Raw genomic sequence first — 21,731 nt, forward strand, 5'->3', positions numbered from 1 at the left:
TCAAACTAACCTGTTGAATCACATGGAAAAGAAAATGATTTCATGAAGTTGAGCGGTAAAACTGTTGTGGTAACCGGTGCCGCCTCTGGAATTGGCAAAAGTTTGGCGCAGCGCTTTTCATCTGATGGCGCAAAAGTCGTCTGTGCCGACATCGATGAGCCTGGCGCACACTCACTCGCTTCTGAAATTGGCGGTCACGCTTTTTTTTGTGATGTGTCCAACGAAAGTTCTATTAGCGATTTGATTGAAGCCACAGAGGATCAAGTCGGCACGATCGATCTGTTCTGCGGTAATGCAGGAGTTTTAACACTGGGTGGCGTCGATGTTCCCGATGATGAATGGGACCGTATTTGGAAGATCAACGTGATGTCTCATGTTTGGACGGCGCGACATCTGATCCCACGAATGACGGCGCGAGGGTCTGGTTATATTTTGATAACGGCATCTGCTGCTGGGCTTTTAAATCAACCGGGCGCAGCACCTTATGCGGTTACAAAGCACGCCGCGATCGGCTTTGCCGAATGGGTCGCTCTAACATACAGAGACCAAGGTATTCGAGTTTCAGTGCTGTGTCCGCAGGCTGTGCGGACGGATATGATCCGAGGTCACGAAGATTCAGTCGCCGCAATTGATGGAATACTCGAACCTCAAGAAGTGGCAAGTGCCTGTGTAGAGGCAATAACTGAAGAGCGGTTCCTTGTGCTGCCTCATGAGCAAGTAATGGATTATTTTCAGTTTAAGGCCGTGAACTACGATCGCTGGATAGACGGAATGTCTAAAATAAATCAGAAGTTTAATCGCTAAATCTAAAGTCTAACTCTTTTTTTCCTCATCAGACCTTCCTGCGCGACCGAGGCAACCAAAACACCGTCTTGTGAATGAATTGACCCTCGGTTGAAACAGCGCCCCTGCCCTGTCCAGGGCGCGTCCATTGAATAAAGATGCCAGTTTTCAAATTGGATGGGGGCGTGAAACCATATTGCATGATCGAGGCTCGCCATGTCGACCTCTCCTGTGAACATGGACAGCCCGTGCGGGCGCAATCCAGATCCCAATAACGCCATGTCCGAGGCGTATGCCAAAAGCAGATGCTGTGTTACCTGATCGACTTCAGAAGCGGCCGCCATGCGAAACCAGATGTGATGATGATCGGCGGCTACTTTGGGTGTCAAGATATCCAATGGCCCGACCTCGCGGACTTCGATCGGACGATCACGCAAAAGTTCTTTGTGTAATTTTTCGGGAACACGGTCCAGATAAGCCTGGCGTAATTCAGTCCTGGCAGGGTGTGACTCTGGTGGGCCAACAGATGGCATAGGATGTTGGTGATCCCAACCTTGGTCTTGGCAGTGAAAGGAAGCTGACATGTTGAGAATCTGCTTTCCATGCTGAACAGCGATCACGCGACGTGTGGTAAAAGAACCTCCATCTCGCGCTCTATCAACTTGATAAATAACAGGAATAGATGGATCTCCGGGTCGTATGAAATACGCGTGCAACGAATGGCAGGTACGATCATCTACTGTTCTGTAGGCCGCTGCCAGCGCTTGTGCTATGACTTGGCCGCCGAATATCCGGGTAGGCGTTTCCCCACCCGATCCTGTTCCTCGAAATAGGTCGACCTCAAGTGACTCAATGTCGAGCAAATTCAACAGGGTACGTTCGGCTTCGGTCATTCGTTACTCTCCGAATTAGTTGATCCGTCGGTAACACCTGGAGGATGATCAATCAATCAAAGCTGCATGGACAAGTGCTTTCATTTCAGCGCGCGATGGATAAGAACTGGACGGCGACAATTGGGTAAAGAAAATGGTTGTCAGGTTGTGAAACCAATCGATCCAGAAATAGGTCGAAGCCATTCCTCCCCAACCAAAGTCGCCAACCGATCCGGGAACTCGAATTCGTGCCGGGTCTAAAACGACGGCGCCACCCAGACCGAACCCTGTGCCGTCCATGGGTTGTTCCGCGAAACTACGTGGACCCATAGAGGCGATATCTCCGGGCAAGTGGTTGCGCATCATGAAGTCGATGATGGTAGGTGCTAGAAGACGAATTCCGTTGACCGAGCCTTTGTTACGCAGCATTTCTGCGAATATCGCGAAATCGTCGATAGTGCTGACAAGCCCGCCTCCTCCTGAAAATGTAGTTGCACGTTCAAAAGGCGATGAGCCGGGCTCGTCGACCAATCTAAGCGTTTCTGAACCAGAACTGGCTGCGTTCAACGCCATCGCATCACCTTCGAGTGGCGTGTAGAGTGATGCAAACCTGTCCCCTGCCCCTTTTGGCACAGAGAAACCAGTCTCGTTCATTCCCAATGGTTCAAATATGTTTTCGGCAAAAAAGTGTTCCAATGTTTGCCCTGAAACAACTTCGATCACGCGACCAATAACGTCGATACCGACCGAGTACTCCCAGCGTTTGCCAGGTTGAAACGCAAGCGGTAAGCAGGCTAAAGCCTCGATTCGTGTCTCAAGAGATCCTTGATCCGGTGAAAACATCAGATCTTGCTCATTCATCGCCTCAGGTAGGATACCCGGGTTGAACGGATAACTCAGCCCACTGGTATGAGTCAGTAATTGATGCAAAGTTGGAGTAGGCGCCGCCTCGGTCTGATTTATGTCTTTTGCGCCCGCAACGAGTGCTCGCATCGCTTGAAACTGCGGTAAAAACTCCGATACTGGCGCATCAAGATGAAGTTGCCCGCGTTCTATCAACATCATCAGCGCAACTGTAGTAACAGGTTTGGTCATCGAATAGATGCGCACTATGCTGTCGCGGGCGAACACCAAACCCTGCTCGACATTTCGTTTACCGCAGGAATGAAAAAATGCCTCGTTGCCAGCTTGCAGCACCAACATTGAACATCCGGGATATTTCCGTTCATCTACATAGCGTTGCATCCAGTTTTGAATTTGATTTAGCCTTGATGCATCAAGCGCCATACTTTGTGCCCCCGTCGTTAGCCGTTTGAGATAATCTTGCCGCGTGACGATAAATAGTGACAGCAAATTCAAACAATGACCGGATATATTCAGGTAACGTATTGCTGACCTGATATGGTGGCTCCAAGTCAGTTTAAATATCGGAGCGATTCCCCAGCACCTACCGCAAAGACGGAGTCAGATCATGGCGAATAAGATTGAGTTCCTTTACGATTTTTGCAGCCCCAACGCATTTCTCGCATACAAAGTATTGCCGGAATTGGCCCGACGTAATGCCGTGGAACTGCGATTTACACCGATCCTTCTGGGCTTGGTGTTCAAATCCACAAACAATCAAAACCCGTTTGAGGCCTTTTCGGAAAACCGTCAGAAAACGGCTTACCTGACCCATGATCTACATCGCTTTGCGCGTCGACGAGGGTTGACGTTTCATATGAGTCCACACTTTCCAATAAACACCAAATTTGCCATGCGTGGGGCCTGGTATGCTCAAGGAAAATCTTGGGAAAGTAGGTATATAGACGCTGTTTTTGATGCAATATGGGTGCACGGACAAAAATTGGACGACATAAATGTCTTGATAGAGGTCGTGCAAGAAGCAGACTTGCCTGCCCGCAAGATTCGAGAGGCGGTCACCAATTCCGAAATCAAGCAAGCGCTGAAGGATCAAAGCAAGTTCGCTGTGCGCCGGGGTGTGTTCGGAGTGCCAACTCTGTTTTCAAGAAACGAAATGTTCTTTGGGAAGAATAGTTTGGGAAACCTTGAATTAGAGCTGATGGCAACAAGATGACTGGGTCGCGTCTAATATGATGCGGCTTCACGTTCACTGGCTGTCCAGTGCCGCCAAGCCATGTTTCGCAAAAATCGGCACATATGCGCCAAACTTCTGGGCCCGGACAGGGTCTGATGCGTTGCCATCCAGCGACCTTTTGTAGACTCCCTGTAGTATCCCTGCCATTCGAAAAAAATTAAATGCCAGATAGAAGCCAAAGTGTTCGATCTCCTTACGCCCACAACGCTTACAGTAGTCCGCAACAAACGCTGCGTCTGATGGCAAGCCAAGCGCCTCGCGGTCTACACCTGCCAACCCGCGCCCTTCCTTTCCGGGTGGCAATTGCCATTGCATAATCACCGCCGCCAGATCTGCATAAGGATGGCCGATGGTAGATAGCTCCCAGTCCAAAACTGCCACACAATCTGTGCCGTCCTGCTGAAACAACAAGTTGTCGATCCGGTAGTCGCCATGGACCAATGTACGCTGTCCATCATCTTGGGGCAGTTCGTGGTCCAACCGAGAGATCAAGAGATCCATATCCCCGATCTGTTCGGTCTGCGTTGCACGGTATTGTTGTGTCCATCGGGAAATCTGTCGTTCAAAGTAATTTCCGGGTGGCCCAAAGTCGGATAGCCCCACAGCGTCGATGTCGACCATGTGCAGCTCAGCTAAAACACGGTTCATTTCATCCATAATGCCAGTGCGGGTGGCCTTGTCTACTCCATCCATGGTTGGGTCGACGAAACTGCGCCCTTCACGGTATTCCATCACATAAAAGGCTGATCCTATGACTGCGTCATCCTCACACAGCAAGTACATCTCTGGCACAGGAACTTTGCTGTCCGCCAAAGCAGATTGCACGCGAAATTCACGATCTACTGCATGGGCGGATTTAAGAAGTACGCCAGCAGGTTTGCGACGCAGAACAAAAGACTGGTCAGGGGTTCGCAACAAATATGTTGGGTTTGACTGACCGACATCGAACTTCTCTGCAGAAAGCGGCCCTTTGAAACCACTCAGGTTTTTCTCAAGATAACCTTCTACTGCTCTGATATTAAGTGTATTTTCCTGAGGATTCATGTTAGCCTCTTAACTTGAAAAAATCCACTTGCCATCAAAGGGCAGCAGCAAAGATGTTGTCTGCGGTCTGAACATTAATACCGCCCGAAACCGGAATGACCGCTCCGGTTACATAGCCGCCGCCACGTCCGCACAGAAACAACACGCAGCCGCCGATATCTTCGGGGTGCCCGACCCTTCCCAATGGCACAGATTGGCCGACCTTTTCCCTCTTGTCCTCATCTTCTGTGGCAAAAGCGGTCATTCGGGAAACGAACGGCCCTGGAGCAAGCGCGTTAACGGTGATCCGGTAAGGAGCTAATTCCTTGGCCATGATTTTTGTAAGGTGCAGCACCGCTGCTTTGGAGGCTGAGTAGCTGTACGCGCCGTCACCCATCGGCACCTCACCCATCACGGACCCAACGTTCACAATACGCGCGGGGTCCTCTTCTGTAGCAGAGCTCATAAGTAAAGGAAGCAGCCGTTGGGTTAGTTCAAATATCCCTGCTACGTTTACTGACATTACTTTGTCCCATGCGGAATATGGGAACTGCCCCATAGGTGCGCCCCAACTAACACCGGCATTATTCATAAGTATCTCAAGCTTTTGAGTGCGCTTGTTGATCTCATCCACCAGCGCAGCGATGCCTTCCTCACTGCTTATGTCTCCGGTAAATCCTTCTGCCGATCCCGGCGCGTCGAGCGCATTTAACTCAGCCGCGACTGCCTCACAGGCGTCGCCTTTGCGTGAAGCTATCAAAACATGCGCTCCGGAACGCACTAACGCCTCGGCCGCCATTCGACCTATTCCGGTCGCCCCGCCAGTTACAAGGGCTGTTTTTCCATTGAGTGAAAACAGGGTCTCGGGCGTCATGGTTACTCCATTTCTTTAGCGTTTGCGTTGAAGGTCCTTGCGGCACAATGCAAGCATCTAACTTGACAACGCTCAACAGTAATCCAACGATTTCATTTCCAACGAGGCAAGAGGCAAGAGGGACTAATGAAGGCATTACTGAGCGTCACAAAGGGCGGACCTGAAACGCTGGAGCTGACCACCCTGCCCGATCCGAAGCCAGCCAAAGGCGAGCTATTGATTCGTGTTCACGCCACGGGCGTCAACTTTCCCGATACTTTGATGATCCGTGATCTGTATCAGATCAAACCACCCCGCCCTTTTGCTCCAGGTGGTGAAATTGCAGGGGAAATAATTGAGCTTGGCGAAGATGTAACGGGATATACTCGCGGCGACCGGATACTTGCATTGACGGGACACGGAGGGTTTGCGACCCACCTAACATTAAACGCTTCCATGGCGGTAAAGATCCCGCCTGATATGTCGTACCAAGATGCTGCCTGTTTTATTTTTACTTACGGCACATCGTATCATGCGCTCAAGGATCGCGCCGGATTGAAATCGGGCGAAACCCTTTTGGTCTTGGGTGCCGCTGGCGGAGTCGGGTCTGCGGCAATTCAGCTTGCTAAAGCCTCAGGCGCGCGTGTGATCGCTGCAGTCTCATCCAACCAAAAGGCTGAGTTCTGTCGTAAGCTGGGCGCGGATGAAACGCTAGTCTACGCTCGTGATTTGGACAAAGACGCCCAAAAAGCATTTTCTTCTGAAATCAAATCGTTGGCCGGCGGTGACGGAGTGGATGTGGTCTACGATGCCGTGGGAGGAGATTATTCTGAACCGGCCTTGCGCGCGATGGCGTGGAGCGGGCGATTTTTGGTCGTCGGCTTTCCAGCGGGTATTCCCCGTATTCCGCTAAACCTTTCTCTCTTGAAAGGCTGCCAGATCGTTGGAGTGTTTTGGGGCGCTTCTGTTTTTCGGGATCCAAAAGGACATGCTGAAAACATGAAAGAGTTATTCAATCTGTATCAAGCTGGAAAAATCAAACCTCAAATCAGCGCGACCTTCCCGCTAAGCCAGGGCGGTAATGCATTGGAAGCCCTTGAGAGCCGCTCTGTTCTTGGAAAAGTCGTCGTCACGATGGACAGCGTGTGAATTTGTTCACAGTCACGCGTGGCATATTGATCCAGAATGAAAAAAATCGTGCCGACCTTATAGCGAACTGCCTGCTGGACGCCCCCACGTTTCGGGTTTATCACGAAAAAAATGGGGATGGTTTGTAAATGACGAAGATACTGGTTCTGAACGGCCCAAATCTGAACATGCTAGGCATGAGACAACCAGAGTTCTATGGCCGGACTACACTGAAAGAGGTTGAAGACCTTTGTGTCTCGCATGGCGAAACGCTTGGCCAAAGTGTGTCGCATCTTCAGTCCAACCACGAAGGAGTGTTGATCGACGCAATTCATGCGGCGCGTGGCGTTCAGGACGGAATTGTTTTGAACGCCGGTGCTTATACTCACACTTCGGTCGCGTTAATGGATGCGATCGCCTCAGCCGAGGTTCCCGTCGTCGAAGTACACATGTCAAATATTCACGCACGTGAGACTTTTCGGCACACGTCATATATCGCCCGAGTTTCTATCGGACAGGTCTGCGGCTTTGGCGCGCAAAGCTATGTTATGGCATTGGATGCTTTGGCGGCATATTTGTCGAAGGACAATGTGGGATGAATTTAACCGAGTATCTCAACTTTCTCAGCTACACAAAAACGCTTGAAGAGCTTTGGGATGCTCATTGCCGGCAGATGTCCAACTATGGTTTCGATCGCCTGTTGTACGGGCACACACTATACCGAACCGAAACATCGCTGGGTGATCCTGAGGATTTTGTGATCCTTACTAACCACAGTAACGACTACCTCGAAGGATTTGTGCACTCGGGCCTTTATTTTCATGCTCCCATGTTGCAATGGGCCTTGAAGAACGAGGGAGCAGCCAGCTGGCGCATGATTCAAGAGATGGCGTCCAGCGGCGCGATGACCGAAAAAGAGCGTCAGGTTTATGAATTCAACAAATCCAAAGGTGTGACGGCTGGATTCACGATCAGCTTTAATTCGGTTTCGATGCGGTCAAAAGGCGCGATCTCCATGGCGTCGTATGGAAACCAGACGCAGGATGAAGTCGATGAAATTTGGAGTAATCATGGCGATGATATTCTGTTGATGAACAACATCGCCCATTTGAAAATCCTGACCCTTCCCTACAACGCACCCAACCGCGCGCTGACAAAGCGCCAAAGGGAGGCCCTTCAGTGGGTCGGCGATGGCAAGACGACGCAAGATATCGCTGTTTTGATGGGGCTGACGTCTGCCACAGTCGAAAAACACCTTCGTCTAGCGCGCGAAGCACTTAGTGTTGAGACAACGGCTCAGGCTGTATTAAAGGCATCGCTTCAAAATCAGATGTTTGTAATGGAAGTTTAAAGGGTTTTTAAAGCCCAACGCGCAAGTTTACCTTAGGTAAGGAAATCATGACTTCCGAATCTTATAGAAAAATTGCAGATTGATAATGTTCCGTGAGTGGTGGCTTTAGCCAGGGAACGTTTTGATCGGATCTTTGCTATACCAAAGCTCTCTGATCGCTCTGATTGAACGGCGTCTATTCGTCCGCGTCGTTTCGTTGGAATCCCGGGGAGCCCTGTCCATCCCCATCATGCGGGGCTCCCCTTTTCCATTTCTAAAGCATTGAAACCTTTGTGAAAGACAAAAGAAAACCGGCCACTTAGAAAGTGACCGGTCTATCTGGCATCGCGGTTCTGGTAGGACCGGAAGCTATTTTAGCCTTGTGCCGCTTTTGCGACTTCAGCAGCGAAGTCTTCTTTTTCCACCACGATTCCCTCGCCAACTTCCATGCGAATGAAACCGGTGATGGTCGCTCCTGCTTCTTTTGCAGCTGCTTCGACGGTCAGATCCGGGTTAACGACAAACTGTTGGTTCAACAGAGTCGATTCGGCCACGAACTTCTTCATGCGTCCCTCGATCATCTTTTCGATGACCTGCTCCGGCTTTCCGGACTCACGGGCGATGTCCATCTGAACCTGCTTTTCTTTTTCGACAACAGCTGGGTCCATGTCTGCTTCAGACAAAGCGGCCGGGTTCACAGCGGCAATGTGCATTGCAACCTGTTTACCGATTGCTTCGTCTCCACCTGTAAGCGCGACCAAAACACCGATTTTACCCATGCCGTTTGTTGCAGCGTTGTGGACATAAGATACGACCGTTTCGCCAGACAGCTTTGACATGCGGCGGACTGACATGTTTTCGCCAATGGTGGCGATCTTGTCAGTCAGTGTGTCCGCAACCGATTTCCCGCCCAGGTCAGCGGCCAGCAACTCTTCGACGTTGTTAACGCCCTCTGCCGCGTAAGTGATCTTTCCAACCATTTCTTGGAATTCGCCGTTTTTTGCAACGAAGTCGGTTTCTGAATTCACTTCGACAGCAACGCCATTGCCACCGTCGACGTGAACCGCAACAAGACCTTCAGCGGCGGTGCGACCGGATTTTTTGGCCGCTTTAGCCAAACCCTTGGTGCGGAGCCAATCCACGGCCTCGTCCATGTTGCCGCCGGTTTCGGTCAGCGCCTTTTTCGCGTCCATCATGCCTGCGCCAGTCGAGTCGCGCAGTTCTTTAACCATTGCTGCTGTGATTGCCATCTTTTGGCTCTCCTCAATTCAAACGGAATTGGGGCAGGTCATACCCTGCCCCATATGTCAGTTACGTGACGGGCAGCTTATGCTTCGGCCGAGGCTTCAGGTTCCGCAGAAGCTTCTTCAGCGACTGCTTCCTCAACCGGAGCTTCTTCAAACTCACCCAAGTCTACACCAGCGGCGCCCAACTGTGCTGTCATACCGTCAAGCGCAGCACGAGCCGCCAGATCGCAGTATAGGGCGATCGCACGGGCTGCGTCGTCGTTTCCAGGAATGATGTAGTCCACACCGTCAGGCGAACAGTTCGTGTCCACAACCGCCACAACCGGAATTCCAAGCTTGTTGGCCTCAGCAATTGCCAGAGCTTCTTTCTTGACGTCGATGACGAACAACAGATCCGGAACGCCACCCATCTCACGGATACCACCTAGCGAAGCCTGCAGCTTCTGTTGGTCGCGTTCCATGCCCAGACGCTCTTTCTTGGTTAGGCCTTCGGCCCCCGCTTCCATGGCTTCGTCGATTTGGTTCAAGCGGTTGATCGACTGAGAAACAGTTTTCCAGTTGGTCAAGGTGCCGCCAAGCCAGCGATGGTTCATAAAGTACTGAGCCGACTTTTCGGCGGCGTCAGCAATTGGCTGAGCTGCCTGGCGCTTGGTGCCGACGAACAGAATACGGCCACCTTTTGCAACGGTATCCCGAATAGCTTGTAGAGCCTGATCCAGCATTGGAACGGTCTGAGTCAGGTCCATGATGTGGATACCATTGCGCGAGCCGTAGATGAATGGGCCCATGCGCGGATTCCAGCGCTGTGTCTGGTGACCAAAGTGTACGCCAGCTTCAAGCAACTGACGCATAGTGAACTCGGGAAGAGCCATGCTATTTATTCCTTTTCCGGTTTACGCCTCGGCGGGGGTGAAAGAAGCGGATGCTCCAACCGGCGGTCTTAGAGAGGATGTCTCCCTCAAAAAGGCCAAACCCCGCCTGCGGTTTTGAATAGCGCGCGTATAAGGTACGATTTAATGCTGCGCAAGTGGCAATCAGCCTTATTTTTCGAGCTTTGCAAATGCATGCCCGTGACGCACAGCTTGCTCACAGTGAGCAGCCAGCGCCTTGCGGTCCGCAAAGTCGCTGACCTTTGCCGGTGAATGGTAAATCAGTTCAATCGAACCTTGCTTTCGTGCGCCAAGCGTCTTGAGCAAATGGGGTGCAAAGTCCATGTCCCCCCACCAGCCGTAAAATCGTTTGGGTTGCCCAACCGGCGCGTGAAAAACAACCGAGACGGGTTGAACATGCATGAAATCGTGTAGTTCTTCAGTGAAGAATGCCGCGAAAAGTGTTGTTTTAAAGGGTAAAACGCGCAATCCATCTGTGGAAGTGCCTTCGGGGAAAAACAGTAGTTTGTGTCCGGCTGTAAGGCGCTCCCGAAAAATCTGAGTTTGTTCCCTGGCTTTCTTAGGGTTTCTTTCGATAAAAACTGTGCCAGTCGCGCGGGCAAGCCATCCTATACCAGGCCAATTCGCCACTTCGGCTTTGGAAACAAAATAGACCCGCTTGCGGGCGTTTAACGCAAAAATATCCAACCATGATGAATGATTGGCGACAACTGCGCCGCGTTCAGCCATCAATTGCCCAGTGCTGGAGAACCCGATTCCCAAAACTCGGATTGCGTTTCGACAGACAAACTGGGAAATATGAGGCGTGATTGGGCGCTGAACCCCGAAAAACGGGCGTTCGATCAGACGCACGGCCAGCAAAATGAGCAAGCCGCCAAACACCAAAATCGCTAGGGGAAGGCCGCGCAAAAAAACTAGAGCCCATTCCAGTAGGCCAAGCTCAACAGGTTCCGGGGCATCGTCACTGTTCCATAAAGGTGCGTTCACCCGATCAGGCTCCACCGTAAATACGTCGCTGGCGTTCGTTCATTCGTTCAGTATCCAAAACTAAACAAACGTCTGTCGTGTTGAAGGCGTGGTCGATAAAGGCGCCCTCGCCCACGAAACCGCCCAAACGTAAATAAGCTTTGATCAGCGAAGGCACTTGTAGCATAGACGCTCGTCGGTCCAGCGATTCCGGCCCGACGATATTCATGTTTTGAAACACACCGGCCTGCGCCCTGACCCGCAAATCAGGAGGGGCCAGATGGTTGTGATGCAACATGGAAAGAGGTTGCGCCAATTCCTGAACATTGGTTCCGTGGAAACTGGCTACGCCGAAAAGGACCTCGATCTTTCGTTCAGCCACATATTTAGCCAATCCATTCCACAAATGGTACATGGCTGTTCCCCCCCGATAGTCCTTGTGCAGACAGGATCGCCCAAGTTCCAAAAGTTTCCGGCCGCCTTGTTTTAGCACGGTCAGATCGTATTCATCCTCTGAATAGAATTGGCCTATGTCTGCTGCACGATCATCCGGTAACAGCCTATAAACACCGACAACTTCGCCTGTCATGTCATCGTAAACCAACATATGATCAAAATACGGGTCAAACCGATCCTTTTCCAACCTTTCAGAGTGATCAACCATTTCTCCGCCACCGCCGAGTTCTCGTACAAAAACATCATAGCGAAGGCGTTGCGCCGCTTTGATCTCCGCATCGGTTTCGGCGAGTTTGACAGTGAATGAAGGGCCGGCATCGGGCATTTGGTCTGTCCGTCGTTCAAATTATACGCTGATACTTCAGTTTTCTCAGCGAAAGCAACATACGGGTGTCTGGTGAAAGTTGTTAACCTTTTCTAAACCAGTTTCACGGATCAAAGACCGGCATCAGGGCTATGCGTGTCCCGTCAATCACCACTTTCCCCTGCTCGCGAAAGTTTACGGTGATCTTACCCGCGATGTTGGACTGAACCTGTCCAACGCCCCAATCGGGAAAATCGGGGTGACGGACATACATGCCCGGTGCAAGAATAGCATTAAAATCTGTCATGCGGTGTCTCCGGTCCGGCAATGGCAGGTCTAACAGGAGTTACGCATGGGTGACATCGACGTCAACCTGGCCGAATTGGTCGGGTCCCGGATCTGTCATGATCTGATCAGCCCTGTAGGTGCGATCACTAACGGTCTGGAATTGTTGGATATGGTCGGTTCAGTGCAGGGTCCTGAGATGGAGCTGATCTCGGGTAGCGTCGGTAATGCCGCGGCGAAGATTCGGTTTTTTCGCGTTGCTTTCGGGCCAGCTAGCGATCAGCCATTGGGCAAATCGGAAATCGGCAGTTTGCTGAAGGATGTCGAAAACGCAGGGCGTTTGCGGGTTCACTGGTTGGTGGCGAATGCTGTACCGCGTAATCAGGCGAAACTAGTGTTTCTTGCACTTATGTGTATTGAAAGCGCAATGCCCTTGGGCGGAGAAGCCACAGTTGAAAAACAAGATAACGGCTGGACCGTATGGGGAATGGCCGACAAATTGCATCTGGACTCAGATCTGTGGAAGTACCTTTGCACTGGGCGCCTTCCCCATAAGATCATGCCATCGCAAGTTCAGTTTGCGATGCTGCTGAAAGCAGCCGCATCGCACGGCAGCAAGGTCACGGTCGAGACAAGCTCGACCCGTGTCGCAATTCGATTTTAGGTGCGGGTTGTACCGTTCCCACGCACCAAATATTTAAAACTCGTAAGCTGAGCTGCACCTACCGGCCCTCGGGCGTGCATCTTTCCAGTTGCGATTCCGATCTCTGCGCCCATTCCAAACTCTCCGCCATCTGCGAATTGGGTCGAGGCATTGTGCATGAGAATTGCGCTGTCCAGGCGTTCAAAGAAACGCTCAGCCGCCTTGGCGTCCTCGGTCATAATACAGTCCGTATGATTTGAACCAAAGGCTCGAATATGATCGATGGCCGCGTCGATGTTAGCGACCGTTTTTGCGGCGATGATACTGTCTAGAAACTCCTTGCCCCAATCGTCTTCCGAAGCAGCGATGCATCCATCAATTACCAATGTGCCTTCGGCATGAACCTCGACACCGGCAGCCAAAAGGGCAGCGATTAAATCTCGGCCTAGGGTGTCTGCAATGTCCTGATGTACCAACAGACATTCGGCAGCACCGCAAATTCCTGTGCGGCGAGTTTTGGCATTCAGGACCACATCCAATGTCTTTTTGGGGTCGGCCGATTTATCCACATAGATGTGAACGATGCCTTCAAGATGCGCGAACACTGGCACCCTTGCTTCGCGTTGTACAAGGCCGACCAGGCCTTTTCCGCCACGCGGGACAATGACGTCCACGTAATCGGTCATGGTCAGGAGTTCCTGCACAGCGGTCCGATCCCGCGTTGGTATCAATTGAATCGCATCTTCCGGCAGGTTCGCGGCCTTTAACCCCTGGACGAGGCATGCGTGAATAGCCTTAGAAGAATTAAAGCTTTCAGATCCACCGCGCAATATTACTGCATTGCCCGATTTCAAACACAAGGCACCCGCATCGGCAGTTACATTGGGGCGACTCTCATAAATAACACCGATAACACCTAGCGGAGTTCGGACACGTTGAATGTTGAGGCCTGAGGCCATATCCCATTCCGTCAGAACTTCACCCACAGGGTCAGGTTGATCTGCGACAGTTCGCAACCCGTCGACCATGCTTTGAACGCGTGCTTCATCCAGCATCAGGCGATCCATCATAGCTGGACTCAGACCCTTGTCTCGTCCGTATTCTAGATCTTTTTTGTTTTCTTCGATGATTTTAGCGCGATTGGTCCAGACAGCCTCGGCCGCAGCGATCAAAGCAGCGTGCTTACGTTCAGCAGAGGCAAAGGCAAGCTCCTGCGAAGCCGCTTTGGCGCGCTTTCCAAGATCGGCCATCATTGCGGTAATGGTGCTAAAGTCCTTCATCTCATGAACCTTTCAGGTCTTCTTTGTGTTATTCTAGCAGGTGCAGCCGTCAGAGCGCCAGATCGTCGCGGTGAATTAAGGCAGCTCGGCCCGGATACCCTAGCGTTGCTTCAATCTCAGAAGACTTACGGCCTTTTATGGCATCAGCTTCTTGCGCAGTGTACCGGCTCAGGCCCTGTGCCAACCGTCGTGTGGAAGGGTCAAGAATTGCCACCGGATCGCCGCGTCCGAAGTTACCAGAGACTTCGACGATCCCAGCAGGTAACAAACTTTTCCCGTTTTTAAGTGCCTTTGCTGCACCATCATCGACCACAATCTGACCTCGGGGCTTCATCGCCGAAATCCAGCGTTTACGAGCAGCGTGCGGATCCAGCTTAGCAGTAAACCACGTGCTGCTTGACCCATTTTCCAAAGATTTCAGAGGGTTAAGAACCGATCCTTCAGTAATAGCCATCGCGCAACCTGCGGCTGTCGCCATTTTTGCGGCCATAAGTTTCGTTTTCATACCGCCCTTGGACAATCCTGAACCAGCGTCGCCAGCCATGGCTTCGATATCGGGAGTGATTTCGTCAATCACATCAAATCTCGTCGCGGCCGCATTTTCGTTTGGATTTCCGGTATAAAATCCATCCACGTCTGACAATAAAACAAGCTGGTCAGCGCCCACTGTCACAGCTATTTGCGCCGCTAATCGGTCATTGTCGCCATACCGGATTTCGTCTGTAGCTACAGTATCGTTTTCGTTGACAATTGGAACGACGCCCAGCCCCAGTAGAGTTTCCAGCGTAGCCCGTGAATTCAAATAGCGTCGGCGATCTTCGCTGTCTTCCAAGGTTACCAAAACCTGTGCGGTTGTGATGCTGTAGGGATTCAACGCCTCTTCATATGCGCGGGCCAACCGGATCTGACCGACGGCCGCCGCAGCCTGAGACTGCTCCAATGGCAGATTTTCCAGCGGGAGATTAAGAACCTCGCGTCCCAACGCGATTGACCCAGATGAAACTAGAATGACGTTTGCACCCTGCCCCTTTATCCAGGCTACATCTTGTGCCAGTGACTGCAACCAATCGCCTCGCAACAAACCAGTTTTGCGGTCCACCAACAGAGCTGATCCGATCTTGACGACCAGACGTCGGGCTTTGCTTAGGGTTGCCAAGGCAGTGCCTCCTCAGAGGGTTTCTGGCGCAACCTGTTTTCGTCGATTTGGGCGCGCAAAGCACGCAAAACGTCGGTGACTCCCAAAAGAGCAACTCCGGACATGGTCATTACAGGACCACCGACCGCCTCTTGCAATACTGCAACGGCAATTTTCTGTTCCTCATTGTTCAATGCATCGACCTTGTTCAAAACCGTGATCCTTGGTTTTTCAGCTAAGGCGCCGCCATAAGCTTCCAACTCTCGGATGATGGTGTCATAATCCTCGGCAATGGTTTCAGAGGTTCCATCAACCAAATGTAGCAATACCGAGCAGCGTTCGACATGACCTAAAAAACGGTCTCCAATTCCTCGCCCCTCGTGAGCACCTTCAATCAAGCCCGGAATGTCGGCCACGACGAATTCGACATTGTCTACGCCAACAACACCCAAATTGGGGTGAAGTGTCGTAAACGGATAGTCAGCGATTTTTGGGCGGGCATTCGATGTGGCTGCCAGAAAGGTTGATTTGCCGGCATTCGGCAGGCCCAGCAAGCCAACATCAGCGATCAGCTTCAAGCGTAACCAGATCGTTCGTTCGATCCCAGCCTGACCGGGATTAGAGCGGCGAGGCGCTTGATTGGTTGCGGACTTGAAGTGGAGGTTTCCGAAGCCGCCGTTCCCACCTTTGGCCAGCAGAAATCTCTCACCTATCTGAGTTAAATCACAAATGACAGTTTCTTCGTCTTCATCAAGAATTTCGGTGCCGACCGGCACACGCAAGATTATGTCGTCACCGTCTTTACCAGTGCGTTGCTGCCCACGTCCTGGTTGACCGTTTTTTGCGAAAAAATGTTGCTGATAGCGGAAATCGATGAGCGTGTTCAACCCATCCACGACTTCGGCCCAAACCGATCCACCCGTACCGCCGTCGCCGCCATCAGGCCCACCATATTCAATGTACTTTTCGCGTCGGAAACTGACGCAGCCATTGCCTCCGGCGCCTGACCGGATGTAGACCTTTGCGAGATCGAGAAATTTCATGACTGTCCCCTACTGCAAAGGCCCCATCGGCCACAAGTCAGAGTTTTTTACTGTAAGTCCAGGTGGGCACATTCGCGTCGCGTGCCACCGAATAACTTTCTGCATCGCCAAGATACTGGAACCCGCAATGCGTCAATACTTGGGCTGAGGCAGGGTTATCCTGAAAAACACTGGCGAACATGTTTGAGTTCTGTAACGGATTAGCGAGAACCAGTGCTTCGACGGCCAAGGACGCAATCCCTGTGTTCCAATAGATCGGTGCGACCCAATAACCAACTTCGGACTGATTGCGATCCAGCTTTTCCAACGAGATCAGACCGATCAGCTCAGGACCGCCATCCTTGGTTGCATCCATCACCCAAACATCCTCGTCCCGTTCTTCAGCCATGGAACGGTTAACAAAGGCCTCGATCGAGCCCGGTGGAAGCGGATGAGGGATAGACGTGGTCATACGCGCCACGCGTTCATCACCTGCGTAGTGTTCAATGAGACCCATATCCGATCTGCGCAAAGGGCGAAGATCGAACCGCTCGGTTTCGATGACCGGCTGGTTTATTATTGTCTCAAGTTTCATGAGTTCGTTCCTCCTCCGAACAACACAAAAAGTACGGACGCAACAGTAAGACTGGCCAACGTCCACATCAGATATTTTTCAACCGGTCGTCCTTCAACCGCATGGGCTATTCTATCGCCAGCAAAAGTCCAGATCGGGTGCAAAACAACTTGGCAAATCAACAAACAAAGAGCGATTGTTAACGTCGCGTTAAAGCTGGGAGTACCGGCGGCAACGAAGCCCGTGAATCCTGCAATTATCATAGCCCAGGCTTTTGGATTAAGCGGATGGACGATCAATCCGGCCCAAAATCCCGGCACGTTTCCATCGGCATCAGAGCGTGACAGGCGTAAGTTCGCGATTTTCCAAGCCAGCCAACAAATATATGCCGCAGAAGCATATTTCAGGATCGTAAAAACAATTGGAGCCTGATCTGCCACTTGCATAAGGCCAAATCCTACTGGCCAGATGATCAGCTGCTTGCCCAAGATGACACCGGCCACAAATGGCAGCGCAGCGCGAAAGCCGTAGCGCGCGCCGGTTCCAAGCAGGACCATATTGGCAGGCCCGGGCGTACCAACCTGGCTGGCAGCAAAGATAAGAAAGCTGGTGGTTGCGACTGTCATCTGGGTGTTCAATCAGGAATGCGTTAAAACGAGAAAGGGGACCGGCACTTTCTGCCGGTCCCCCATGAATTTTTCTTAAACCTTCTGGGTTTCGGCTTACTCTGCGGCCTCCGCTACTGGCAAAACCGAAATAAATGTGCGGTTTTTTAGTCCCTTATGGAACTTCACGGCGCCATCCACGGTTGCAAAGATTGTGTGGTCCTTGCCCATGCCTACGCCTTCGCCCGGCCAGAACTTGGTGCCGCGTTGGCGTACAATGATGTTGCCCGCGATGGCGGACTGACCACCATAAAGTTTTACGCCAAGGCGACGACCCGCTGAGTCGCGACCGTTACGGGAGGAACCGCCAGCTTTCTTATGTGCCATTCTCTCTCTCCTTAGCCTTTGGCCAGTTCTTTGGCCTGTTCAACCCATTCGGGTTTCACTTTGATGGCCTCGATAGCAGCAATCTGCTCGTCCGACAAGGCGGCCAAAGCAGCAAAGCTCTCGATGCCTGCTTCTGCCAATTTCTTGGCGGCAGCAGGGCCAACGCCGTTCAACTTGGTCAGATCGTCAGCAGCGCCAGCTTCCGGAGCTTCAGCCTTGGCCTCCGCTTTCTTCTCAGGCTTTTTCGCTGCCAGAGCAGCCTCGCCTGCAGGTGCTGTACCTGTTGCAGCTTTAACGCCCGACTTGTCCGCGCCCGACGACAAGATGTCGGTGATCTTGACCAACGTCAGTTTCTGACGATGTCCGACCGTCCGCTTCGAACTGTGTTTACGACGGCGTTTCACGAACTTGATGACCTTGTCACCTTTAACTTGTTCGATCACTTCGGCTTGAACTGCCGCACCATCAATGAACGGCGCACCGACCACGGGAGCCTCACCCCCAAGCATCAGAACGTCGTTGAATTGAATTGTTTCACCTGCGTCTGCAGCAAGTTTTTCAACGCGGAGCATGTCGCCCGCTTGAACCTTGTACTGCTTGCCGCCGGTCTTCAGGACCGCAAACATGTGTTAATCCTTTTCAAAACCGCGTTCTGTGGTCCCCGATTTACGGGAGTTTTGGCCGCTGCCACCTCGAACTGCGCGCCCTTTTCGGGCTGTGTGGATGACCCTGAGGACACGCCTTTCGGGTCAAATAATAACGATACCCGGCGCGGTTATTCCGGCCGGGATGCAGGCTTATCTAAGCATTGCAATTAAATGTCAACCGATTTCGAGTTCAAAGCTCAGATGAGTCAATCGCGCGAGCTACGGCTTCGCCCAAACGATAATAAATTCCGTCGATCATGAAGTCGAACCCCTTGAACAGCGCTTCGTTAAGCGCCTGCCCAGTTTCGGTTCGCGAAAAGGCAATATTTTCTCGCATTTGCGCTTTGCTCAGAGGTTGGTAGGCCAAAAGCAGAAAGGAATACACCCAGGTCTCAGTTTCGACAGCCACTTCGCCTTTTTGTTCCATTAGCTGGTTCAACAGCAAGTCGTTTTCCATTGGAAAGCCTTGACTATTCGAGATGCCGAGAAAGAAATTGTAGTCCGCGCTAAGCGATCCCTGCACGTTCTGCTCAATCAAGTCATTAACGTGAACGTATTCGTCGATTAGTAAGTAGAATTCAGTTTCGCGGTCGAATTGGCGATAGGCCTGTCGTGCCATATCGTCTATGGCATCGTCCATAAGGGCCATTCGTGCCGAATTTTCGAGTGAAATAATGGTCTGCCCCAATTCACTTTCGAAAAAAACGGTCGCCTGTTCTATTTGTCCTTCATTCAGATATTCTCCGACCGTTCTGATCATCTGATCGTGCATCCAGACCGGATCGTAGATGTCTTCGACCTCTGCCTGAAAGTATGAATCACCGTTGCCGTCGAGCACGGTGTCGATCAATACTTCGCCCTGCTCACGGCCTTCTTTTCCAATTATTTCTATTACCTCTTGCAACTGCATGGCCTGCATCAGCCGATCCAACTTTTCATCGGCTGCAAGCGGGGAAGACCAAAAAGCGATGGCCAACACATTGTAAAACAAGCGGCGCATCAAATATCCTGAGCAGGCCGCAGTTCGGACATTCTTGAAGCCAAAACCTCAAATCGCATGGCCATGATTTCATATTGAATTGCGTTCAACAGCTCGTAGACCTCCTGCATCAAAGGCTGTTCTAGGGCCAAAACATATGCATCGACATCTTCATCGGAAAAGTCTCTGTACGTGTAAGCCGCCCCTGCCAAGGCAGACAATTGAAGTGCGCGCCGCATCTCGGGTTCTTGTTGTTTCATCATCTGGCGTAACTCGTCGCCACTCATTTGAAGTTCGATTACGCCGGCAGCACTGGCCGCAAGCAGGAAACGGACCTGAATTTCCTGCAATGCCCTCAAGGATGTTCCACTAGCGTCGACAGCTCGGTTCATGCGCTTAAGGCTTTCAACACGCATCGAGCCTTCTTTGATCAAATCCGAAACGATCTCCTGCCCTAGGTCCTGTTTTTCGTCCTCATCTTCATCCATGTGGGAGGCGTTTTCGGCCTCGACCAGACGCTGACCAAGATCGGAAGCATAAAATTCAACCGCATGGGACAAAGCTTCTTCGCTTAGCGTCTGTTCAAGTATAGAAACGGCTGTTTCGTGCATTTCCTCAGTGTCGAACACTTCTTCGGTCAGGCGTGTCCAGTCAGAGCCAAAGCCGTCGGGATCGATCCCCAGCATTTGTGGCGCCGATGCGCTCGCAAGTGCGATGCTCTCTAATGCGACGTCAAATCCAGTCGTTGTCAAAAACGCCTCAATCCTGTCACGGCTGGCCGCCGATGCGCATGCTGCAGTCAGGCAAAGAATTGCGACGGACAATAAGTACGGAAGAATGGTATAGCGCTTTGAGTAAGTCATAAATGTGAGCCTAGGCGTTTTCCGCCCGCAAGCAATGGAAAATCCCGGCTAGCGGGAAATCGGGAATTTTCTGCTTGCACCCCTGCATGATCCTCACTAAATCGACGCCTCACAGACCCCCGCGGAGAGGTGCCGGAGTGGTCGAACGGGGCGGTCTCGAAAACCGTTGTGGGTGCAAGCCCACCCAGGGTTCGAATCCCTGTCTCTCCGCCACAACTTTTTCAAAAACTCAATTTCTCCTTCGGCAGTGACAAGCGTTTTGTAACTGTTCGTTTTCGAAGTGGCATGAAGTCGCCGTCCCAAACGTACCCGATCAGCGCTGTGTGGCTCAATCTTGTTCTTTGACCGAAATACTCCGGTTTTCCCCTTTGCAAGTGGCTAGTTTTCTCTCAATTCGACGAAAAGCAGAACTCAAAGGAGATCCCAATGTCCCGCCTATTACTTGTTCTAGTGGTCGTCGTTGTCGGTTTCGGCGCCTACTTCTACCTGAGTCAACCAGAACCTACCCCTGCCGAAAAACTGCAGTCTGCGGCCGAAGAGGCTGGCGAAGCCGTAAGTGAGGCGGCATCTGCAGTCAAAGAAGCCGCTGGAGAGGCAGCCGATGCCGTAGCTGACCAGGTAACTGAAACGGCCTCATCTGTTGCAGATCAAGCCAGTGAAGCCGCCTCTTCGGTGACGGAACAGGCCACCGATGCCGCGAATTCAGCGGCAGAACAAGCAGAAGAAGCTGTTACGCAAGCCGGCGATCAGGTCGCCTCACTGACCGATCAGGGTCAGGACCTTTTCAACTCATGGGTCGAAGAAGGGAAGTTGACGGCGCAGAATTTTGACTATGACGCTATGGTCGAGGCAATCCAAGACAGCACCCTTTCACAAGAGATCAAGGCGCAAGCTGTAGCAATTCTCGACGAAATAAAAGCTGCCCCCGAAACAGTGGCTGAAAAGATCCAAGAACTGCGGACTTTGTTAACTCAGTAAATTTCGCATGAGATAAGGAAGGCCTGTTTCGGACCACCTTAAATTCTCGGCTAAGTACCGACTTATGCGGCCATTTCTGTGGCCGCACATCTTGACCGCGCGGAACACGGAAGAGACAAATTTTGTTGGTTGTTGCGAACATCCAAGTGCAAAAAACCTTTTGACGTTTGGACAGACAACAAAAAGGCCTTAAACTTCAAGCAGATTGTTAAACAGGTAGTTTTTGTTGCGGAGCTGCAAGGATGAAATTGTTCAGGTTCACAAAGATTGTTCTAGGCAGCACACCCATAAATTTCTGTTCATTCACATAGGCTTGTGATTCACTTTCGCAAAACAACAGGCGGGAGTGGGAAATTGGCGCGATCTGACATGAGCGATTTGGA

At 51.6% G+C, this 21,731-nt stretch carries 25 protein-coding genes and 1 tRNA gene; 8 read left to right on the forward strand and 18 right to left on the reverse strand.

Annotation, left to right across the window (positions count from 1 at the left end; genetic code table 11):
* Window positions 1-42 precede the first annotated feature (42 nt).
* A complete protein-coding gene (locus tag AC2FNE_RS07010; protein WP_170606951.1) occupies window positions 43-804 on the forward strand; it encodes an SDR family oxidoreductase in 762 nt (253 codons plus the stop codon).
* Between the two features lie 2 nt (window positions 805-806).
* Here AC2FNE_RS07010 and AC2FNE_RS07015 read toward each other — a convergent pair whose 3' ends face one another.
* Both AC2FNE_RS07015 and AC2FNE_RS07020 read right to left on the reverse strand, forming a co-directional pair.
* Window positions 807-1,676 carry an acyl-CoA thioesterase gene (locus AC2FNE_RS07015; RefSeq protein ID WP_496805034.1) on the reverse strand — a complete coding sequence of 290 codons (870 nt, stop codon included), beginning with the start codon at window positions 1,674-1,676 and terminating at the stop codon, window positions 807-809.
* A gap of 48 nt (window positions 1,677-1,724) precedes the next feature.
* Window positions 1,725-2,942: a serine hydrolase domain-containing protein gene (locus tag AC2FNE_RS07020; protein WP_496805035.1), complete on the reverse strand. Its 1,218-nt coding sequence runs from the start codon at window positions 2,940-2,942 to the stop codon at window positions 1,725-1,727.
* 184 nt (window positions 2,943-3,126) lie between these two features.
* Here AC2FNE_RS07020 and AC2FNE_RS07025 point away from each other — a divergent pair, with 184 nt between their 5' ends.
* Window positions 3,127-3,732, forward strand: coding sequence for a 2-hydroxychromene-2-carboxylate isomerase (locus AC2FNE_RS07025; RefSeq protein ID WP_496805036.1), 606 nt, complete (start codon window positions 3,127-3,129; stop codon window positions 3,730-3,732).
* 33 nt (window positions 3,733-3,765) lie between these two features.
* Here AC2FNE_RS07025 and AC2FNE_RS07030 read toward each other — a convergent pair whose 3' ends face one another.
* Window positions 3,766-4,797: a phosphotransferase family protein gene (locus AC2FNE_RS07030; RefSeq protein ID WP_496805037.1), complete on the reverse strand. Its 1,032-nt coding sequence runs from the start codon at window positions 4,795-4,797 to the stop codon at window positions 3,766-3,768.
* Between the two features lie 34 nt (window positions 4,798-4,831).
* Window positions 4,832-5,650, reverse strand: a complete 819-nt coding sequence (locus tag AC2FNE_RS07035) for an SDR family NAD(P)-dependent oxidoreductase (protein WP_170606943.1) — start codon at window positions 5,648-5,650, stop codon at window positions 4,832-4,834.
* Window positions 5,651-5,776: 126 nt separating this feature from the next.
* On the opposite strand from AC2FNE_RS07035, the gene AC2FNE_RS07040 reads away from it, so the two are divergent.
* The 3 genes from AC2FNE_RS07040 (at window position 5,777) to AC2FNE_RS07050 (ending at window position 8,108) form a co-directional block, all read left to right on the forward strand.
* Window positions 5,777-6,778 carry an NADPH:quinone oxidoreductase family protein gene (locus tag AC2FNE_RS07040; RefSeq protein WP_170606941.1) on the forward strand — a complete coding sequence of 334 codons (1,002 nt, stop codon included), beginning with the start codon at window positions 5,777-5,779 and terminating at the stop codon, window positions 6,776-6,778.
* A 128-nt stretch (window positions 6,779-6,906) separates the two neighbouring features.
* The gene (gene aroQ, locus AC2FNE_RS07045) at window positions 6,907-7,356 is read left to right on the forward strand and encodes a type II 3-dehydroquinate dehydratase (protein ID WP_170480549.1); all 450 of its coding nucleotides are present in this window, start codon (window positions 6,907-6,909) and stop codon (window positions 7,354-7,356) included.
* Window positions 7,353-8,108: an autoinducer binding domain-containing protein gene (locus AC2FNE_RS07050; RefSeq protein ID WP_170480547.1), complete on the forward strand. Its 756-nt coding sequence runs from the start codon at window positions 7,353-7,355 to the stop codon at window positions 8,106-8,108. The genes aroQ and AC2FNE_RS07050 overlap by 4 nt, the downstream gene beginning before the upstream one ends.
* 353 nt (window positions 8,109-8,461) lie before the next feature.
* On the opposite strand, the gene tsf is transcribed toward AC2FNE_RS07050, so the two are convergent.
* The 5 genes from tsf to AC2FNE_RS07075 form a co-directional block, all read right to left on the reverse strand.
* Complete coding sequence (gene tsf, locus AC2FNE_RS07055) at window positions 8,462-9,337, reverse strand: translation elongation factor Ts (protein WP_170480545.1); 876 nt, start codon at window positions 9,335-9,337, stop codon at window positions 8,462-8,464.
* A 77-nt stretch (window positions 9,338-9,414) separates the two neighbouring features.
* The gene (rpsB, locus tag AC2FNE_RS07060) at window positions 9,415-10,206 is read right to left on the reverse strand and encodes a 30S ribosomal protein S2 (RefSeq protein ID WP_170480543.1); all 792 of its coding nucleotides are present in this window, start codon (window positions 10,204-10,206) and stop codon (window positions 9,415-9,417) included.
* A gap of 168 nt (window positions 10,207-10,374) precedes the next feature.
* The gene (gene olsA, locus AC2FNE_RS07065; RefSeq protein ID WP_170606937.1) at window positions 10,375-11,211 is read right to left on the reverse strand and encodes a lyso-ornithine lipid O-acyltransferase; all 837 of its coding nucleotides are present in this window, start codon (window positions 11,209-11,211) and stop codon (window positions 10,375-10,377) included.
* 4 nt (window positions 11,212-11,215) lie between these two features.
* Window positions 11,216-11,971 (reverse strand): L-ornithine N(alpha)-acyltransferase, encoded by a 756-nt coding sequence (olsB, locus tag AC2FNE_RS07070; RefSeq protein ID WP_170606935.1) that lies wholly within the window; start codon window positions 11,969-11,971, stop codon window positions 11,216-11,218.
* A gap of 103 nt (window positions 11,972-12,074) precedes the next feature.
* The gene (locus AC2FNE_RS07075; RefSeq protein ID WP_170480537.1) at window positions 12,075-12,257 is read right to left on the reverse strand and encodes a DUF3553 domain-containing protein; all 183 of its coding nucleotides are present in this window, start codon (window positions 12,255-12,257) and stop codon (window positions 12,075-12,077) included.
* 45 nt (window positions 12,258-12,302) lie between these two features.
* On the opposite strand from AC2FNE_RS07075, the gene AC2FNE_RS07080 reads away from it, so the two are divergent.
* Entirely contained in the window at window positions 12,303-12,899 is a 597-nt protein-coding gene (locus tag AC2FNE_RS07080; protein ID WP_170480535.1) for a histidine phosphotransferase family protein, read from the forward strand.
* Here AC2FNE_RS07080 and AC2FNE_RS07085 read toward each other — a convergent pair.
* From AC2FNE_RS07085 to AC2FNE_RS07125, 9 genes are all read right to left on the reverse strand, one after another.
* Complete coding sequence (locus AC2FNE_RS07085; protein WP_170606931.1) at window positions 12,896-14,158, reverse strand: glutamate-5-semialdehyde dehydrogenase; 1,263 nt, start codon at window positions 14,156-14,158, stop codon at window positions 12,896-12,898. The two genes, AC2FNE_RS07080 and AC2FNE_RS07085, sit on opposite strands and share 4 nt — an antisense overlap.
* Window positions 14,159-14,207: 49 nt before the next feature.
* Window positions 14,208-15,314, reverse strand: a complete 1,107-nt coding sequence (gene proB, locus AC2FNE_RS07090; RefSeq protein ID WP_496805038.1) for a glutamate 5-kinase — start codon at window positions 15,312-15,314, stop codon at window positions 14,208-14,210.
* The gene (gene obgE, locus AC2FNE_RS07095) at window positions 15,302-16,336 is read right to left on the reverse strand and encodes a GTPase ObgE (RefSeq protein WP_496805039.1); all 1,035 of its coding nucleotides are present in this window, start codon (window positions 16,334-16,336) and stop codon (window positions 15,302-15,304) included. The genes proB and obgE overlap by 13 nt, the downstream gene beginning before the upstream one ends.
* Window positions 16,337-16,373: 37 nt before the next feature.
* A complete protein-coding gene (locus AC2FNE_RS07100) occupies window positions 16,374-16,910 on the reverse strand; it encodes a GNAT family N-acetyltransferase (RefSeq protein ID WP_496805040.1) in 537 nt (178 codons plus the stop codon).
* A complete protein-coding gene (locus AC2FNE_RS07105; RefSeq protein WP_496805041.1) occupies window positions 16,907-17,515 on the reverse strand; it encodes a LysE family translocator in 609 nt (202 codons plus the stop codon). Before AC2FNE_RS07105 ends, AC2FNE_RS07100 begins: the two co-directional genes overlap by 4 nt.
* 96 nt (window positions 17,516-17,611) lie before the next feature.
* Window positions 17,612-17,881, reverse strand: a complete 270-nt coding sequence (gene rpmA, locus AC2FNE_RS07110) for a 50S ribosomal protein L27 (RefSeq protein WP_170480523.1) — start codon at window positions 17,879-17,881, stop codon at window positions 17,612-17,614.
* An 11-nt stretch (window positions 17,882-17,892) separates the two neighbouring features.
* Window positions 17,893-18,507: a 50S ribosomal protein L21 gene (locus AC2FNE_RS07115; RefSeq protein WP_170606921.1), complete on the reverse strand. Its 615-nt coding sequence runs from the start codon at window positions 18,505-18,507 to the stop codon at window positions 17,893-17,895.
* A 211-nt stretch (window positions 18,508-18,718) separates the two neighbouring features.
* Window positions 18,719-19,528 carry a DUF2059 domain-containing protein gene (locus AC2FNE_RS07120; RefSeq protein WP_170606919.1) on the reverse strand — a complete coding sequence of 270 codons (810 nt, stop codon included), beginning with the start codon at window positions 19,526-19,528 and terminating at the stop codon, window positions 18,719-18,721.
* Window positions 19,528-20,370, reverse strand: a complete 843-nt coding sequence (locus tag AC2FNE_RS07125; RefSeq protein ID WP_170606917.1) for a DUF2059 domain-containing protein — start codon at window positions 20,368-20,370, stop codon at window positions 19,528-19,530. The genes AC2FNE_RS07120 and AC2FNE_RS07125 overlap by 1 nt, the downstream gene beginning before the upstream one ends.
* A 123-nt stretch (window positions 20,371-20,493) precedes the next feature.
* Here AC2FNE_RS07125 and AC2FNE_RS07130 point away from each other — a divergent pair.
* Window positions 20,494-20,583 (forward strand) — tRNA-Ser (locus AC2FNE_RS07130).
* A 213-nt stretch (window positions 20,584-20,796) separates the two neighbouring features.
* Window positions 20,797-21,348, forward strand: coding sequence for a hypothetical protein (locus tag AC2FNE_RS07135; RefSeq protein ID WP_496805042.1), 552 nt, complete (start codon window positions 20,797-20,799; stop codon window positions 21,346-21,348).
* Window positions 21,349-21,731: the final 383 nt, after the last annotated feature.

This window comes from Ruegeria sp. YKSD179 (genome assembly GCF_059612885.1).